Here is a 15077-nt window from a genome sequence, read left to right on the forward strand (position 1 = left end):
CCGTCATGACTGTCAACGAACTGATCGTCGCTACCACACCCGCGGACGCGGAGGCGGCCGAGACGGTGAAGACTCACCACGCTGAGCTGGCCGGACACCTCAAGGCTCTGACCGAGGCGATGTTGACGGCGGCCGAACGCGGCGCCGGTTTCGAAGCGGCGCGCGCCGCGGCCACCGAATTCCTGACCGACGAGTTGCTACCGCACGCCGCAGCCGAGGAGGCCCGGCTGTATCCGGCCGCCGCCCACACCGACCGGGCCCGGCCGCTGATCGAGTCGATGATCGCCGCGCACCGAGTCATCGGCGGTCTGGTGGACCAGGTCCGCACCGAACAGTCTCCCCTGCGTGCCGCGGCGGCCGGGCACGCGCTGCGGGTCGTGTTCGAGGCCCACCTCGTCGACGAGAACGACCGGATCCTGCCGATCGTCGCCTCCGACCCGGAAATCTCGCTCGCAGACTCCCTCGACGGAATGCACGAACTGATCGGCGGTCATCACCATGCCGAGGGCGGCCACAGCTGCGGTTGCGGAGCCGACGCCGAGGAGCCCGTGCTCGACGTGCGCGAGGTGCCGCACTCGATTCGGCACGCCACGGTGTTCGGCGCGTTCGACGCGGTTCCGGTCGGGGGTGCGTTGGTGCTCGTGGCTCCCCACGACCCGGTGCCGCTGCTGCGCCAGCTGCACGACCGCACAGCCGGCCGGATCTCGGTGGACTACCTCGAGCGCGGGCCGGAGGCCTGGAAGCTGCGCCTGACCCGGCGCTGACGGGGGCGCCGGGGTTCGTTGACGACTGTCGCCCTTACCGATACGGTTTCGGCTCACACCCGCAACCACTGAGGGAGGCGCCGTGGGGCAGCAGACCCCGTCGACCGACGAGGGCACCGTCGTCACCATCCCCCGCGGCCCTGCCGATGTGACGCCCCGTTGGCTCGCCTCGGCGCTCGGCGTGGACATCGACGCCGTCGACGTGCTCGCGATCGGCACCGGACAGACCGGCGCCACCTACCGGGCGGCGGTGACGTACGCCGGCGACACCGACCTGCCCGCGACATTCGCGATCAAGCTGTCCGCCCAAGACGATGCGGTGCGCGAGCGGGTGGCGCTCGGTTACCGCTCCGAGGTCGAGTTCTACTCGCTGATCGCCGATCAGGTGGCCATCCCGATCCCCGGTTGCTTCCACAGCGACATCTCGCCCGACGGAACGGATTTCGTCCTGGTCCTTGCCGACATGGCCCCGGCCGTGCAGGGTGACCAGATCGCCGGGTGCAGCGTTGTAGAGGCACGGCTCGCCGTCGAGGCGCTCGCGGGCTTACACGGCCCGAGTTGGCGCGACGACCGGTGGATGCAGCTGGCCGGAATCGTGATGCCGAAACCCGGTGATGACGAAGCCGCCAAGGGCATGGGTGACGTCTGCAAGATGGCCGCCGACATCGTCATCGACCGCCTCGGGTCCTCGATCAGCGCCGAGGACCAGGAAACACTCTCCGCAGCAATGGCTTCGGTTACCGACTGGCTGAAGGCCGAACCGGACCGCTACGCGCTCATGCACGGCGACTACCGGCTCGACAACATGTTGTTCGATCCCGACCACACCCGCATCACGGTGGTCGACTGGCAGACCATCGGCATCGGGCTACCCACACGCGACCTCGCGTACTTCACCGCGACCAGCCTCGAACCGACGGTGCGCGCGCAGATCGAGCGTGACCTCGTCGAGCGCTACCACCGTGCGCTGATCGGTTACGGCGTCGGTGATTACGATCTCGCCACCTGCTGGAACGACTACCGTCTCGGCGTCGTGCAGGCGCCGCTGCTCGTGGCACTCGGTACGGCGTTCGCGACGTCAACCGAGCGCGGCGATGAGATGATGCTGGCGATGTTGAGCCGCGGATGCCGGGCCATCCGCGAACTGGAGACCTTGGAGCTCATCGCGTCGTATCGGTAGGCCGACCGGTGAAGTAAGAAGTCGGTGCCTGCACACCACGGAGGATCGGGGCGGCTGCTGCTCCCAGCTTGCTCGACCGTGGCGCCGCGGAATCCCCTGTGAACCTTCTCGAGCGCTGCGTCGTAGAAGTCTTCAGATTCGCTGGAACGAGGGCATCGGGAAACGTCGGCGTTCGACGCAGACTCGACAGACTTCTAAGGAGCACCATGGCATTACACGGCTTGGCCAAAGCCACTATCGGCGTACCTCACGTCGACGAAACCGTCGCCTATTACACCGAGTTCGGCCTCACCTACCGCGGAGGCGGCGTGTTCGCCACCCGCAACGGCGGTGACCAACTCGAAATCGTGCATACGCTTAGGCGCCGACTGGTCGAGCTGACGGTTGCGGCCGATGACGAAGACGACATCGCACGCATCGCCACGGGGATCGCCGCCTTCGGCGCCGAGGTCCAGCGCTCACCCACCTCGTGCTCGGCGTTCGAACCTGTTACCGGTACTCGGGTCGCCGTCGAGATCCGGCCCCGGATCGTCGTCGAACCAGCCGTCGCCGCTACTGCGTACAACGGCCCGGGACGCATCGACCGTTGGGGCCGCGCACCTTTCACCGCTCGGCGTGGGCGAGTCCAGCCGAGTAAGCTCGGCCACGCGGTGATCGGTTCGGTCGATCTGGAGACGACGATGCGGTTCTTCGTCGACGGGTTGGGCTTCAAGGTCAGCGACTACATAGGAGAAAGCGCCGCCTTTCTACGCTGCTCCGTTGAACACCACAACCTCTTGGTCATGGCTGCGCCGGTCAACTTCATGCATCACACCAGCTGGCAGGTAGACGACATCGACGAGGTCGGCCGCGGCGCTCAGATGATGCTGGAGGGCCATCCCGAGCGCCACATTTGGGGTCTCGGTCGCCACTATGCGGGCGCGAACTTCTTCTGGTATCTCAAGGACCCGGCGGGCAACTTCTCGGAGTACTACTCCGACATGGATACCGTTCCGGAAGACGAACTGTGGAGCCCAGAGGTGCTTCACGGCCTGCGGGGGCTCTACGCCTGGGGGCCACCCCCTCCACCGTCGTTCCTCGAACCCGACGACCTGGCAGCCCTGATGATCGGTGCCCACGCTGCTGCGAGGCAGTGAGCACAACCGCGCAAGAGCCTTGCGGTCAGTCGCTCCTCGGCGCCTTCCGAATCGCCGTGACCCATTCGACCGCCTCGTCCACCGTGGCGACGCTGGTCGCCCCCGCGGGCAGCGGCGGCCGGTCCACCATCACCACCGCGACCCCGAGCGCGGCGGCGGCGTCCAGCTTGGGCCGCGTCATCGACCCGCCGCTGTTCTTGGTGACCAGCGCGTCGATGCGGTGCTCACGCAGCAGCGCCAACTCGTCGTCGTAGCGATACGGCCCGCGCGACAGCAGGACCTGATGCCGCGACGGCAGGTCCCCGACATCGGGTGGGGTGACGGCGCGGATAAGGAACCACGCGTCGACTTTCCGGAACGCCGCGGCGCCGGATCGCCCGGTGGTCAGAAAGACCCGCTGAAACCCTTCGGCAGCAACGACCTTCGCGGCTTCGCGATCGTCACCGACCACGATCGCGTCGCCGGCCGGCCAGGCGGGTCGCGCCAGCACCAGGTGCGGCAGCCGGAGTTCGGCGCAGACGGCGGCGGCGTGGGCGGTCATCGTTGCCGCGTACGGGTGGGTGGCGTCCACGACGGCGTCGACCTGTTCGCCGCGCAGCCACTGCCGCAGGCCCTCGACGCCACCGAACCCGCCGATGCGCACTTCGCCGACCGGCAGCGCGGGGTCGGGCACCCGTCCGGCGAGGGAGCTGATCACCTCGACGTCGGGGTGCAGCCGCGCGGCGAGCGCACGCGCCTCCGATGTGCCGCCCAACAACAGGATTCGCATCAGTGTCGTCCCCGCCGTACTCGCCCTGACGAGTACAGGTAACTGTCGGCGAACCCCTCGGCCGCTAGCACGTCGCCGACGACGATGACCGCGGTGCGGGTGATCCCGGCCGCCTTCGTCTGCTCCGCGAGATTCTCGAGCCTGCAGCGCACCACCTGCTGCTGTGGCCACGACGCGAACGCGACCACCGCGCATGGGGTTTCGGGCCGGTAACCACCGGCCCGAAGGTCCGCTGCGATCGTGTCGATCTGCGCGGCCGCCAGGTGCAACACCAGTGTGGCGCCCGGCGCCGACAATGTCTGCAGGTCCTCCCCCGGCGGCATCGCGGTCGACAGGGTGGCCACCCGGGTCAGTGTGACCGTCTGCGCGACACCGGGAACCGTGAGCTCGCGGCCCAGTGCGGCCGCAGCCGCGGCGAATGCCGGTACACCGGGCACGATTTCGTAGTCGATGTCGAGTTCGTCGAGGCGGCGGCACTGTTCGGCCAGCGCACTGTAGATCGAGGGATCGCCGGAGTGCAGCCGCGCCACATCGAGATTCGCGGCGTGGGCGTCGGCGAGTTCGGTGATGATCTGGTCGAGTGTCAACGGCCCGGTGTCGACGACGCGCGCGTTCGGCGGACACAGCGCGAGCAGATCCTCGGGCATGATCGAACCGGCATAGAGGCAGACCGGGCAGCGCTGCAGCAGTCGCTGTCCCCGAACGGTGATCAGGTCGGCAGCACCGGGGCCGGCGCCGATGAAGTAGACGGTCATCGTTTGGTCACCGACCACTGGGTGATCGGCATGGCCGGGCGCCAGCCGGTGAAGCCGCCGAGCGGCTCGCCGCGGTGGTATTCGAAGCGCCGTAGCTCCCCGCCGTGACGTGAATACCACTGAGCAACAAGAGATTCGGATTCAACCGTGACGGCGTTGGCGACGAGCCTGCCGCCGGACCGTAACCGCTCGAAGCACGCCTCCAACAGGCCGGGTTGGGTGATGCCGCCGCCGATTAAGACGGCGTCGGGCGCCGGTACGGAGTCGAAGGAACCGGGCGCATCGCCATGCACCTCGACACGCGCACCGAACGCCAGGGTGTTATCGGTGATTCGTTTGCGGCGTTGCTCGTCGCGTTCGAATGCCACCGCGCGGCAACCCGGCCCGCTGCGACACCATTCGATCGCGATGCTGCCCGATCCGGCTCCGACGTCCCAGAGCAGTTCGCCGGGCCGCGGTGCCAGGGCGGCCAGCGTCACCGCGCGCACCGGTTGTTTGGTGATCTGCCCGTCGTTGGCGAACATGTCGTCGGGCAGCACCCCGAGCCGCCGTTCGTCGGGCAGGTAGCGCACCGCGACCACGTTGAGGTCGTCGACGTCACCGGGAGGCCGCGCCGCCCATTCCCGTGCTGTGGCGGTCCGGCGCCGCTCGGCGGGCCCGCCCAGTTGCTCGAGCACGGTGACCTCGGAATCGCCGCGGCCGGTGTCGGTCAGCAGGCGCGCCAACGCCGCGGGAGTGGAACGGTCGCGCGACATCACGACCGCCTGCCCGCCGCGGCGCACCGCGATGTGCGGGTCAGCCGACACCAGGCTGATGACCTCGGTGTCCTGCACCGCCCAGCCCACCCGCGAGCAGGCCAGGGTCACCGACGACACGTGCGGCAGCACCGTCACCCGGTGCGCGCCGTACAGCCGGATCAGCGAGTTGCCGACGCCATGCAGCAGCGGGTCGCCGCTGGCCACCACGTGCACGTCGCCCTCGGCCGCGTCGAGCAGCGTGCGCAGGGCGGGCAGCATCGGTGACGGCCACTCCCGCCGCGGCGCGGTGACGGTGTCGTCGAGTAGCTCCAGTTGACGCCGCGAGCCGTAAATTACGGTGGCTCTTGCGAGTTCGGCCTTTGCGACCGATGACAGTCCTGGCATTCCGTCGGCGCCGATGCCGACGACGATGATCACCGCGGTAACCTCCGCCACACGAACCGCGGCGTCATCCGGAACGCCGCCGCCAGCACGGCCAGTGGCGCGGGCACCCACACCCTGGCGCGGCCCTTCCGCAGCGCACGCACGGTGGCGTCGGCGACCTGCCCGGGCGTGCTGGACAGCGGCGCCGGTGCCATGCCCTCGGTCATCCGCCCGATCACGAACCCCGGCCGAACCACGAGCAGGTGCACCCCCGAGCCGTGCAGGGCGTCGGCGAGCCCACTGCAGAACCCGTCCAGCCCCGCCTTCGCGGACCCGTAGACGTAGTTGGCGCGTCGCACCCGGACGCCGGCCACCGACGTGAACGCGACAATGGCCCCGGCGCCCGCGCCGCGCATCGTGGCGGCCAGCACGGTCAACAGGCTGACCTGGGCGACGAAGTCGGTGTGCACGATCGCCGCAGCGTGCGCGGGGTCCTTCTCCGCCAGGGCCTGATCGCCGAGGATGCCGAAGGCGAGCACCGCGGTGTCGACCGGGCCGTGGTCGGCGACGATGGAGTCGACGAGCGGTCCGTGGGAGCCCAGGTCGTCGGCGTCGAACTCGCGCACCTGCACGGCGACGGCGCCGGCAGCGCGGACAGCGGACACCTCCGTGGCCAGCTCGTTGGAGCGGCGCGCCGCCAGCAGCACCACCGCTCCGGGCGCCAGACGCGTGGCCACCTCGAGGCCGATCTCGCTGCGCCCGCCGAAGACCACGACCAAGGGCGGACGAGAGTCAGCCGTGTCTGTCATGGCTGCGATTATGTCCTGCGCTACGGTGAAGCCCGATGGCCCAGTCCAGCCGCCGGGCGACCACCCGGCTCACCACCGACGCGCTCGCGTTCTTGTCCGAGCGTCATCTCGCCATGCTGACGACCCTGCGTTCGGACAACTCGCCGCATGTCGTCGCCGTCGGTTTCACCTTCGATCCGACCACCCACATCGCCCGCGTCATCACCAGCGGCGGGTCCCAGAAGGCCGTGAACGCCGAGCGCCAAGGCGTCGCGGTGCTGAGCCAGGTCGACGGTGCGCGGTGGCTGTCGCTCGAGGGCAAGGCCAAGGTCAACACCGATCCCGACGCCGTCCGCGACGCCGAATTGCGCTACGCACAGCGCTACCGCACGCCGCGGGTCAACCCGAAACGCGTCGTGATCGAGGTCCGTGTCGAGCGGGTGCTGGGCTCCTCGGACCTGCTGGACCGGGTCGCCGACTAAACCGCGGCTCAGCCGACGGGCACGACCACCAACTCGTGCGGCCGGTTGTTCACCGGTTCGGCGCCGTCGGCGGTGACGATCACGATGTCCTCGATGCGCGCGCCCCACTCGCCGGGAAAGTAGATGCCCGGCTCGACGGAGAACGCCATGCCCTCCTCGAGGGTCAGCGTGTTGCCGGCGACGATGTAGGGCTCCTCGTGCACCGACAGTCCGATGCCGTGGCCGGTGCGGTGCACGAACGCGTCGGCCAGGCCCTCGGCGGCCAGCACGTCGCGGGCGGCGGCGTCGACATGTTCGGCGGTGACGCCGGGCCGGACCGCATCGACCGCGGCGCGCTGGGCGCGTTGCAGCACCGCGTAGCGACGAGCGATGTCGGCATCCGGTTCGCCGATGCTGTAGGTCCGGGTGGAATCGGAGTTGTAGCCGGGCTCGTACGGTCCGCCGATGTCGACGACCACGATGTCACCGGCGCGCAGTTCGCGGTCTGAACACTCGTGGTGCGGGTCGGCACCGTGCGGCCCTGAACCGACGATGATGAATGCGACCTCCGAATGTCCCTCGGCGACAATGGCTTCGGCGATATCGGCGGCGACGTCGGCTTCAGTGCGGCCGGGCACCAGGAAGTCGGGCACCCTGGCGTGCACCCGGTCGATGGCCGCCCCCGCGTTGCGCAGCGCGTCGATCTCGGCCGGATCCTTGATCATCCGCAGCCGACGCAGCACGTCGGTGGCCAGCACCGGCACCGCCCCGAGGACCTCGGCGAGAGGAAGCAGGTGCAGGGCGGGCATGGAATCGGTCACGGCGCTCTTCAACGGCGCCCCTCCGAGCGCCTCGCCCACGAGTGCATACGGGTCGTCACCGTCGACCCAGTCGCGCACCGTCAAGCCGAGTTCAGGCACCGCCGACTCCTTGAGCGCCGCCAATTCCAGCCGCGGCACCACGATGGTCGCCTCGCCGTCGGCCGGCAGCACCAGCGCGGTGAGCCGCTCAAAGGTCTGCGCGCGTGAACCGACCAGATAGCGCAGGTCGTAGCCCGGCGTGATGACCAGGCCCGCGAGACCGGCATCGGCGGCGGTCGACGCGGCGGCACGCAGCCGGGATGCGTAGACATCGGTGCTGAATCGGTTGGCCGTCATGGGATTCAGGCTAATCCGCGCCCGGATGGGTGGCGACCGCGCTCGTCGGTCGCGCTACTGTCAGTGACCGTGGCCGCTCCCCTCGTCCTGCTCGACGGCGCCAGCATGTGGTTTCGCTCCTACTTCGGGGTGCCCAACTCGATCACCGCGCCCGACGGCCGCCCCGTGAACGCGCTGCGTGGCTTCCTGGACGCGATGGCCACGGTGATCACCCGGGAGCGCCCCGGCCGGCTGGTGGTGTGCCGCGACGACGACTGGCGACCGCAGTGGCGCGTCGACCTCATTCCGTCCTACAAGGCGCACCGCGTGCTCGAGGAGAACCCCGAGGGCGAGCCCGACGTCGAGGAGGTGCCCGACGAGCTCACCCCGCAGGTCGACATGATCTTCGAGATCCTCGAAGCATTCGGCATCCCGACCGCGGGCGCTGCGGAGTGCGAGGCCGACGACGTGCTGGGCACGCTGGCCGCGCGTGAGAAGCGCGATCCCGTCGTGGTGGTCAGCGGCGATCGCGACCTGCTGCAGTTGGTGCGCGACGAACCGGTCTCCGTGCGGGTGCTCTACCTGGGCCGCGGCCTGGCCAAGGCCACCAAATGGGGTCCGAAGGAAGTGGCCGAGACGTACGGGATTCCGGTGGATCGGGCGGGCCCGGCGTACGCCGAACTGGCTCTGCTGCGCGGCGATCCGAGCGACGGCCTGCCCGGCGTGCCCGGTATCGGGGAGAAGACCGCCGCAACGCTGCTGGCACAGCACGGCTCGCTGGAGAACATCCTCGCCGCGGCCAACGACCCGAAGTCGAAGATGAGCAAGGCGTACCGAACCAAGCTGCTCAAGGCCGCCGACTACATCGAGGCGGCGGCCCCGGTGGTCAAGGTGGCCACCGACGCCGACCTGGACTGGTCGACCCCGAGCGACACGATGCCCCTGGCCGCCGAGCATCCCCGCAAGGTCGTCACACTCGCCGAAACCTACGGCGTCACGTCATCGATCGGGCGGCTGCAGAAGGCCCTCGACGGGCTCGACGGCTAGCGACGACCAGGGTTACTTGGGCCTGCCGACCTCGTAGGTGCCCTCGTCGTCCTGGAAGGTCACCGTCACCTGGCGCTTGGTGCCGTCGATGCTGACCTCGCAGTTGAAGGTGCCGCCCTTCTCGACGGTCGGATTCTGGCCGTCATTGCACTTGACGTCCTTGACGTTGGTGGCGCCGTATCCGTTGGCCTCGTCGGTGAGAATCTGCTGAACCCCGGACTGCGCGGCGTCGATGTCGAGCTTGGTGGTGACGAAGAAACCCGGCTTCCAGAAGCCCAGCACCAGCACGACCGCGACGATGACCGCCGCCAGCAGGCCGATCACGCCGCCGATCACGGCCAGCGAGCGCTTCGAACCCTCCTCCGAACCCGGTTGGCCGTACTGCGGGTACTGGCCGAACTGACCCGGCTGCTGGCCGTACTGGCCCGGTTGCTGTCCGTACTGGCCGGTCTGGTCACCGTATTGGCCGGGTTGCTGCTGGTAGCCCGGCTGACCGGGCTGCGCGTATGGCTGCCCGTAGTGCGGCTGGCCGTACTGCCCCGGCTGTTGATACGCCTGCGGGGTGTACTCGCTGGGCGGCTGTCCGTACTGTTCGCCACCCGGGTACTGCTGCGGCGGCTGGTACGCCGGCTGCTGGTACTGCGGGTACTGCTGCTGGGCCTGCGACGGGTCGTAGGCAGGCGGCTGCCAGCTGGGCGCCGCCTGGGTCGCGTCGCCGCCCTGGGGCTGCCACGGCTGGTTGGCCGATGGATCGCTGGACGGCTGGTCCGAAGGCTGTTCCGGCTGCTGGCCTGGCCACGACTGCGTCGGATCAGATCCCTGCGGTCCGCTCATATCACTCCTTGTTCACCCGCGGCCGAGCCGCGGATACCTCGGCGTCTTGCCCCCGACACATTACCCCGCATCAACAGCGACGACGCCGCGTCGAACGTCGTTTATCGCGCGTTTTGCGGCGCTCCGCAACGCGGCGCTGGGTGCGGCGTTGCGCACCTGGTCGAGTAGGTCGAGGACCTGTCGGCACCACCGGACGAAATCACCCGCCGACAGCGGTGATCCGCTGCCCGTGGCATCCGAGGCGGCCAGGGCGCTGGTCAGGTCGCCGGTGGTGGCCCACCGGAAAATCGCGGCGACGAACCCGTCGTCGGGTTCGCGGCTGCCGGTGATGCGGTGGCGCTGTTCGTCGGCGCGCAACTCGGTCCACAGCCGCTGCGTCTGGTTGAGGGCGCGGCGCAGTCTGCCGGTCGGGATGTCGAAGCCCTCGCGAGCGCCCGGCGTGTCGCCGCGCGCTTCGTAGAGCACCGCGGACACGACGCCCGCCAGCTCGGCGGCGTCGAGTCCCTCCCAGATGCCGGTGCGCAGCGCCTCGGCCACCAGCAGGTCGCTTTCGCTGTAAATGCGGGCCAGCAGGCGGCCGTCGTCGGTCACTTTGGGGTCGTCCGCGGCGCCGCTGATGAATCCGCGCTCGGTCAGCAGCACCACGATCCGGTCGAACGTGCGCGCCAGCGAGTTGGTCGCCGCGGCCACCTTCTGCCGGATCTGTTCGTTGTCGCGTTCGATGCGCAGGTACCGCTCGGCCAGCCGCGCCTTCTCCTCCCGGTCGGGACGGTGGTGAACCGGCTGCGCGCGCAATTGCTCGCGCAGCGCGACCAATTCTGGGTCGATGGCGCGTTCGGCCGCGGCGCTCCCGCTGCGCTTGCCTTTTCTCGACGGCACGTCGAGGCGTTCGGCCGCCGAGTTGAGCGCCGAGGCGAGGTCGCGCCGGGCTCGCGGGTTGCGGTGCTCGACGCGTTTGGGCAACCGCATGGTGCCCAACGGGGCAGACGTTCCCGCGTAGTCGGCCGACGAGATCCGCCCCGCCCAGCGGTGTTCGGTCAACACCAGCGGGCGCGGGTCCTCGTCGTCGCGGGCCGGTTCGAGCACGACGGCCAAACCTCCGCGGCGACCGTGCGTGATCGTGATGATGTCGCCGCGGCGCAGCGAGGCCAGCGCCTCGTTGGCGGCCCTGCGGCGCTGCAGTCGCGAGGCTCGCGACTGCGCGCGTTCGCGTTCGGAGATCTGCATCCGCAGCCGGACGTAGTCGAGGATCGCGTCGTCGCCCAGTTCGGCGCTGATCTCGGTGAGCATCCGCTCACCGCGCTCGATACCGCGGCGCAACCCCACCACCGAGCGATCGGCCTGGTACTGCGCGAACGAACTCTCCAGCAGTTTGTGCGCCTGGGCCGGGCCCATCTGCCGGACGAGGTTGATGGTCATGTTGTACGACGGCGCAAACGAACTGCGCAGGGGGAACGTTCGGGTGGACGCCAACCCGGCGACCTCTGCCGGTTCGACATCCGGGGTCCACAGCACCACGGCGTGGCCCTCGACGTCAATGCCGCGGCGGCCCGCCCGCCCGGTCAGCTGCGTGTACTCACCGGGGGTCAACGGCACGTGTTGTTCGCCGTTGAACTTCACCAGCCGCTCCAGCACCACCGTGCGTGCGGGCATGTTGATTCCCAAAGCCAGTGTCTCGGTGGCGAATACCGCCTTCACGAGCCCGGCGGAGAACAGCTCCTCCACGGTGTGGCGGAACACCGGCAACATGCCGGCGTGGTGGGCGGCCAGCCCGCGCAGCAGGCCTTCGCGCCACTCGTGATAGTCGAGGACGATCAGGTCGGACTCGGGCAGATCCCCGCAGCGCCGGTCGACGACCTCGGCGATGCGGGCGCGTTCCTCGTCGGTGGTCAGTCGCAGCGACGACCGCAGGCACTGCTTGACCGCGGCGTCGCATCCCGCGCGCGAGAAGATGAAGGTGATTGCGGGCAGCAACTCTTCGCGGTCCAGCGTGGCGATCACCTCGGGTCGCGACGGGGGCCGGTACATGGTCGGCCTGCCCCGGTTGCGGCCCCGACCGCGCGGCTGCCAGTCGGACAGCCGATCCGCTTCGCGCCGATGTGCGATGTGCCGCAACAACTCCGGGTCGACGAGTAGCTCCCGGTTGGGTTTCGTGGTGCCGCGGGCCGCCCGGGTGGCGCGGTAGTCGAACAGGTCGAACAGCCGCTTGCCGACCAGGACGTGCTGCCACAGCGGAACCGGACGGTGTTCGTCGACGATGACCGCGGTGTCCCCGCGCACGGTCTGGATCCAGCCGCCGAACTCCTCGGCGTTGCTGACCGTCGCCGACAGGCTCACCAGCCGCACCTCGTCGGGCAGGTGCAGGATGACCTCTTCCCACACCGCGCCGCGCATGCGGTCGGCCAGGAAGTGAACCTCATCCATCACGACATACGAAAGACCCTGCAGCGTCGAGGAATTCGCATAGAGCATGTTGCGAAGAACCTCGGTCGTCATGACCACCACATCGGCGTCACCGTTGACCGACTGATCACCGGTGAGCAGTCCGATCTTCTCCGGACCGTAGCGCAGCACCAGGTCGTTGTGCTTCTGGTTGCTCAGCGCCTTGATCGGCGTCGTGTAGAAGCACTTTCCGCCCGCCGCCAGCGCGAGGTGCACGGCGAACTCCCCCACCACCGTCTTGCCCGCGCCGGTGGGTGCGCACACCAGCACACCGTGCCCGTTCTCCAGTGCCTCGCAGGATCGGCGTTGAAAGTCGTCGAGCGCAAACGTCAACTGTTCGGTGAAACGGGCCAGCTCGCAGCCCAATTCACTAGGTGGCGTCGTCATCGACCACAAGTCGTGCGGACGTCGGCACAGTGCTGGACGCTTCGATGGGTTCGGCGGGTTCGATTGGCGCGGCCGTGTCGTCGGAGATGTCTTCGAGCGCGGCCCGACGCGCCTTGCGTCGGTCGTGCAGCCGCGCGATCTGAATCGCGAACTCGAGCAGCACGGTCAGGGCGAGCGCCAGTGCCAGCATCGAGAACGGATCCGATCCCGGGGTGAACAGCGCGGCGAACACGAACAGCGCGAAGATCAGCCCGCGGCGCCACGCCTTGAGCCGCTCATAGGTCAGCACTCCAACGGCGTTGAGCATCACGATCAGCAGCGGGAACTCGAAGCTGAAACCGAACACCAGCAGCAGGTTGATCAAGAAGCCGAAGTACTGATCGCCGGACAGCGCGGTGATCTGCACGTCGCTGCCGACGGTCAGCAAAAAGCCCAGCGCGGTGGCCAACACCACGTAGGCAAGCACCGCGCCCGCCACGAACAGCGTGGCGCCGACGGTGACGAACGCGACCGCGAACCGGCGCTCCTTCTTGTACAGCCCGGGCGTGATGAACGCCCACATCTGATACAGCCACACCGGGCAGGCCAGCACGATGCCCGCGGTCAGCGCGACCTTCAGGCGCAGCATGAACTGGTCGAAGGGTGCGGTGGCGAGCAGACGGCATTCGTCGTCGGGCGCGATCGTCGCCCGCGACGAGGCGGGCAGATCGCAGTACGGGCCGCGCAGCCAGTCCCCGAGGCTGGGCAGCCCGAACACGCCGTTGCTGTACCAGAGGAAGCCCAGGATCGTGGTGAGGACGACGGCGGCCGCCGAGATCAGCAGCCGGGTGCGCAGCTCATGCAGGTGCTCGACCAGCGACATCGTGCCATCGGGGTTGACCCGCGAGCGCCGTCGGCGAGGATCGAGCTTCTTGAAGAGTCCTGGGGTCTGCACGGCATGCCTACTGACGCGGCAGCGTGGCCGCGGTCAATCGATTCTCGGCGTTCAGGCCGGACGTTTGTCCGATGGCTGCTCGGTCTCGGGACCCGCAGCGTTGTCAACGCGCTCCGAGGCGATCGGAGTGGCCGGCGGCGTGTCCGACTTGGAATCGGCCTGCATCTCCTTGATCTCCGATTTGAAGATCCGCATCGACTTGCCGAGCGAGCGTGCCGCGTCCGGGAGCTTCTTGGCACCGAAGAGCAGCACGAATACGGCGATAACGATCACCCAGTGCCAGGGTTGTAGACCGCCCATTTAGGTCACCTCCAGACGTCGCGGCCAGTCTACCGTCACTCGGCCGCCGCGCCGTAGGCGCGCAGCGCGGCGTGCGCCGATTCCCGCACCCTCTCGGCAAGATGAGCGGGCTCGAGCACCCGCACCGCCGACCCGAAACCGAGCACGAAGCGGGCCATCCAGTCGTCGGAGGCGTAGGTCATCGCGGCCTCCCAACCGGCGCCGTCGGGCAGTTCCCGGCTGACCCGCAGCGGGTAGTAGTCGAACATCCACGCCGCCGACCGATCGATCAGCAGAAGTGCCGACGGCAGAGAGGGGTCCGCGTCGAACAGCGAGGTGTCCGGTTCGGCCTGCACCGCCGGCGGTGGCGGCGACGAGGGCTCGTTGAGCACCTGCGCGTCGACGATGCGGTCGAAACGGAACAGCCGCACCCCCTCGGCGGTGCGGCACCACGCCTCCAGGTAGCTGTGGTCGCCGACCAGCACCACACGGATCGGGTCGACGATGCGGCTGGTCAGCACGTCGTGCGACGCCGAGTAGTACTCGATGGACAAGGCGTGTCCGTCGCGCACCGCCTCCCGCACCGCCGCGGCCGCCTCGCTCTCGATCGGCGCGGGCTCGTCGACCGCGGCACCGTCCTGGCCTACCGTGCCCGCGGCGGACTCGATCTTCGCGATCGCGCTGCGCGCCGCCTCCGGGTCCACCATGCCGGGCACCTCGGCCAGCGCGCGCAGGGCCACCAGCACGCCCGTCGCCTCCGGCGACGTCAGGCGCAGCGGGTGGTCGATACCGGCGGTGAACGTCACTTCGATTGTGTCGCCGGAGAACTCGAAGTCGATCAGGTCCCCGGGTCCGTATCCCGGCAGCCCACACATCCACAGCTGGTTCAGGTCTTCGCGCAACTGCTTGACGCTGACGCCGAGATCGGAGGCCGCCTCTGCGTAGGTGATCTTCGGGTTGGCCTGGAAGTACGGCACCATGTTGAGCAGCCGGACCAGGCGCGTCGATACGGCCGTCATGCGCGATCCGCCTTCGCTACTCGCT

15 protein-coding genes are annotated in these 15077 nt (G+C 69.0%); 5 read left to right on the top strand and 10 right to left on the bottom strand.

Translation table 11 applies throughout. The annotated features are described in order from the left end of the window. Window positions 1-5: 5 nt before the first annotated feature. From CEX87_RS06850 to CEX87_RS06860, 3 genes are all read left to right on the top strand, one after another. On the top strand, window positions 6-764 hold the full coding sequence (locus CEX87_RS06850) for a DUF2249 domain-containing protein (protein ID WP_064393925.1): 759 nt from the start codon (window positions 6-8) through the stop codon (window positions 762-764). 82 nt (window positions 765-846) lie between these two features. Further along, a complete protein-coding gene (locus CEX87_RS06855; RefSeq protein WP_082694871.1) occupies window positions 847-1944 on the top strand; it encodes a phosphotransferase family protein in 1098 nt (365 codons plus the stop codon). A 206-nt stretch (window positions 1945-2150) separates the two neighbouring features. Next, window positions 2151-3080: a VOC family protein gene (locus CEX87_RS06860; RefSeq protein ID WP_068199967.1), complete on the top strand. Its 930-nt coding sequence runs from the start codon at window positions 2151-2153 to the stop codon at window positions 3078-3080. Window positions 3081-3105: 25 nt separating this feature from the next. Here the strand turns inward: CEX87_RS06860 and CEX87_RS06865 are convergent, their stop codons facing one another. The 4 genes from CEX87_RS06865 to CEX87_RS06880 are packed head-to-tail and all read right to left on the bottom strand — an operon-like array spanning window position 3106 to window position 6534. Then, complete coding sequence (locus CEX87_RS06865) at window positions 3106-3849, bottom strand: cobalt-precorrin-6A reductase (protein WP_068199974.1); 744 nt, start codon at window positions 3847-3849, stop codon at window positions 3106-3108. Then, a complete protein-coding gene (gene cobM / locus CEX87_RS06870) occupies window positions 3849-4604 on the bottom strand; it encodes a precorrin-4 C(11)-methyltransferase (RefSeq protein WP_064418408.1) in 756 nt (251 codons plus the stop codon). The genes CEX87_RS06865 and cobM overlap by 1 nt, the downstream gene beginning before the upstream one ends. After that, window positions 4601-5779, bottom strand: a complete 1179-nt coding sequence (locus CEX87_RS06875) for a bifunctional cobalt-precorrin-7 (C(5))-methyltransferase/cobalt-precorrin-6B (C(15))-methyltransferase (protein WP_068200138.1) — start codon at window positions 5777-5779, stop codon at window positions 4601-4603. Before CEX87_RS06875 ends, cobM begins: the two co-directional genes overlap by 4 nt. Next, a complete protein-coding gene (locus tag CEX87_RS06880; protein ID WP_068199975.1) occupies window positions 5776-6534 on the bottom strand; it encodes an SDR family NAD(P)-dependent oxidoreductase in 759 nt (252 codons plus the stop codon). Before CEX87_RS06880 ends, CEX87_RS06875 begins: the two co-directional genes overlap by 4 nt. Before the next feature lie 35 nt (window positions 6535-6569). Here CEX87_RS06880 and CEX87_RS06885 point away from each other — a divergent pair, with 35 nt between their 5' ends. Continuing rightward, the gene (locus CEX87_RS06885; RefSeq protein ID WP_064393929.1) at window positions 6570-6995 is read left to right on the top strand and encodes a F420-dependent biliverdin reductase; all 426 of its coding nucleotides are present in this window, start codon (window positions 6570-6572) and stop codon (window positions 6993-6995) included. Between the two features lie 8 nt (window positions 6996-7003). Here CEX87_RS06885 and CEX87_RS06890 read toward each other — a convergent pair whose 3' ends face one another. Next, window positions 7004-8131 carry a M24 family metallopeptidase gene (locus CEX87_RS06890; protein ID WP_068199981.1) on the bottom strand — a complete coding sequence of 376 codons (1128 nt, stop codon included), beginning with the start codon at window positions 8129-8131 and terminating at the stop codon, window positions 7004-7006. A gap of 69 nt (window positions 8132-8200) precedes the next feature. Between CEX87_RS06890 and CEX87_RS06895 the strand changes: the two genes are divergently transcribed. Beyond that, window positions 8201-9157: a 5'-3' exonuclease gene (locus CEX87_RS06895; RefSeq protein WP_068200140.1), complete on the top strand. Its 957-nt coding sequence runs from the start codon at window positions 8201-8203 to the stop codon at window positions 9155-9157. 12 nt (window positions 9158-9169) lie between these two features. On the opposite strand, the gene CEX87_RS06900 is transcribed toward CEX87_RS06895, so the two are convergent. Genes CEX87_RS06900 through CEX87_RS06920 form a run of 5 tightly spaced genes read right to left on the bottom strand, consistent with a single transcriptional unit; the run spans window position 9170 to window position 15052 of the window. After that, entirely contained in the window at window positions 9170-9991 is an 822-nt protein-coding gene (locus CEX87_RS06900; protein ID WP_064418269.1) for a DUF4333 domain-containing protein, read from the bottom strand. 60 nt (window positions 9992-10051) lie between these two features. Further along, complete coding sequence (locus CEX87_RS06905; RefSeq protein WP_068199985.1) at window positions 10052-12820, bottom strand: DEAD/DEAH box helicase; 2769 nt, start codon at window positions 12818-12820, stop codon at window positions 10052-10054. Further along, the gene (tatC, locus tag CEX87_RS06910; protein WP_064418271.1) at window positions 12804-13754 is read right to left on the bottom strand and encodes a twin-arginine translocase subunit TatC; all 951 of its coding nucleotides are present in this window, start codon (window positions 13752-13754) and stop codon (window positions 12804-12806) included. The genes CEX87_RS06905 and tatC overlap by 17 nt, the downstream gene beginning before the upstream one ends. Before the next feature lie 51 nt (window positions 13755-13805). After that, on the bottom strand, window positions 13806-14054 hold the full coding sequence (gene tatA, locus CEX87_RS06915) for a Sec-independent protein translocase subunit TatA (RefSeq protein WP_064393934.1): 249 nt from the start codon (window positions 14052-14054) through the stop codon (window positions 13806-13808). Between the two features lie 35 nt (window positions 14055-14089). Further along, window positions 14090-15052, bottom strand: coding sequence for a helix-turn-helix transcriptional regulator (locus CEX87_RS06920; RefSeq protein WP_068199992.1), 963 nt, complete (start codon window positions 15050-15052; stop codon window positions 14090-14092). Window positions 15053-15077: the final 25 nt, after the last annotated feature.

The sequence above is a fragment of the Mycobacterium lehmannii genome (assembly GCF_002245535.1).
Taxonomy (GTDB): domain Bacteria; phylum Actinomycetota; class Actinomycetes; order Mycobacteriales; family Mycobacteriaceae; genus Mycobacterium; species Mycobacterium lehmannii.

Bases quoted from the DNA above. Each gene is read 5' to 3' on its own strand.
- CEX87_RS06850 (WP_064393925.1), top strand. From the start codon at position 6: ATGACTGTCAACGAACTGATCGTCGCTACCACACCCGCGGACGCGGAG.
- CEX87_RS06860 (WP_068199967.1), top strand. From the start codon at position 2,151: ATGGCATTACACGGCTTGGCCAAAGCCACTATCGGCGTACCTCACGTC.
- CEX87_RS06865 (WP_068199974.1), bottom strand. From the start codon at position 3,849: ATGCGAATCCTGTTGTTGGGCGGCACATCGGAGGCGCGTGCGCTCGCC.
- cobM (WP_064418408.1), bottom strand. From the start codon at position 4,604: ATGACCGTCTACTTCATCGGCGCCGGCCCCGGTGCTGCCGACCTGATC.
- CEX87_RS06880 (WP_068199975.1), bottom strand. From the start codon at position 6,534: ATGACAGACACGGCTGACTCTCGTCCGCCCTTGGTCGTGGTCTTCGGC.
- CEX87_RS06885 (WP_064393929.1), top strand. From the start codon at position 6,570: ATGGCCCAGTCCAGCCGCCGGGCGACCACCCGGCTCACCACCGACGCG.
- CEX87_RS06890 (WP_068199981.1), bottom strand. From the start codon at position 8,131: ATGACGGCCAACCGATTCAGCACCGATGTCTACGCATCCCGGCTGCGT.
- CEX87_RS06900 (WP_064418269.1), bottom strand. From the start codon at position 9,991: ATGAGCGGACCGCAGGGATCTGATCCGACGCAGTCGTGGCCAGGCCAG.
- CEX87_RS06905 (WP_068199985.1), bottom strand. From the start codon at position 12,820: ATGACGACGCCACCTAGTGAATTGGGCTGCGAGCTGGCCCGTTTCACC.
- tatA (WP_064393934.1), bottom strand. From the start codon at position 14,054: ATGGGCGGTCTACAACCCTGGCACTGGGTGATCGTTATCGCCGTATTC.
- CEX87_RS06920 (WP_068199992.1), bottom strand. From the start codon at position 15,052: ATGACGGCCGTATCGACGCGCCTGGTCCGGCTGCTCAACATGGTGCCG.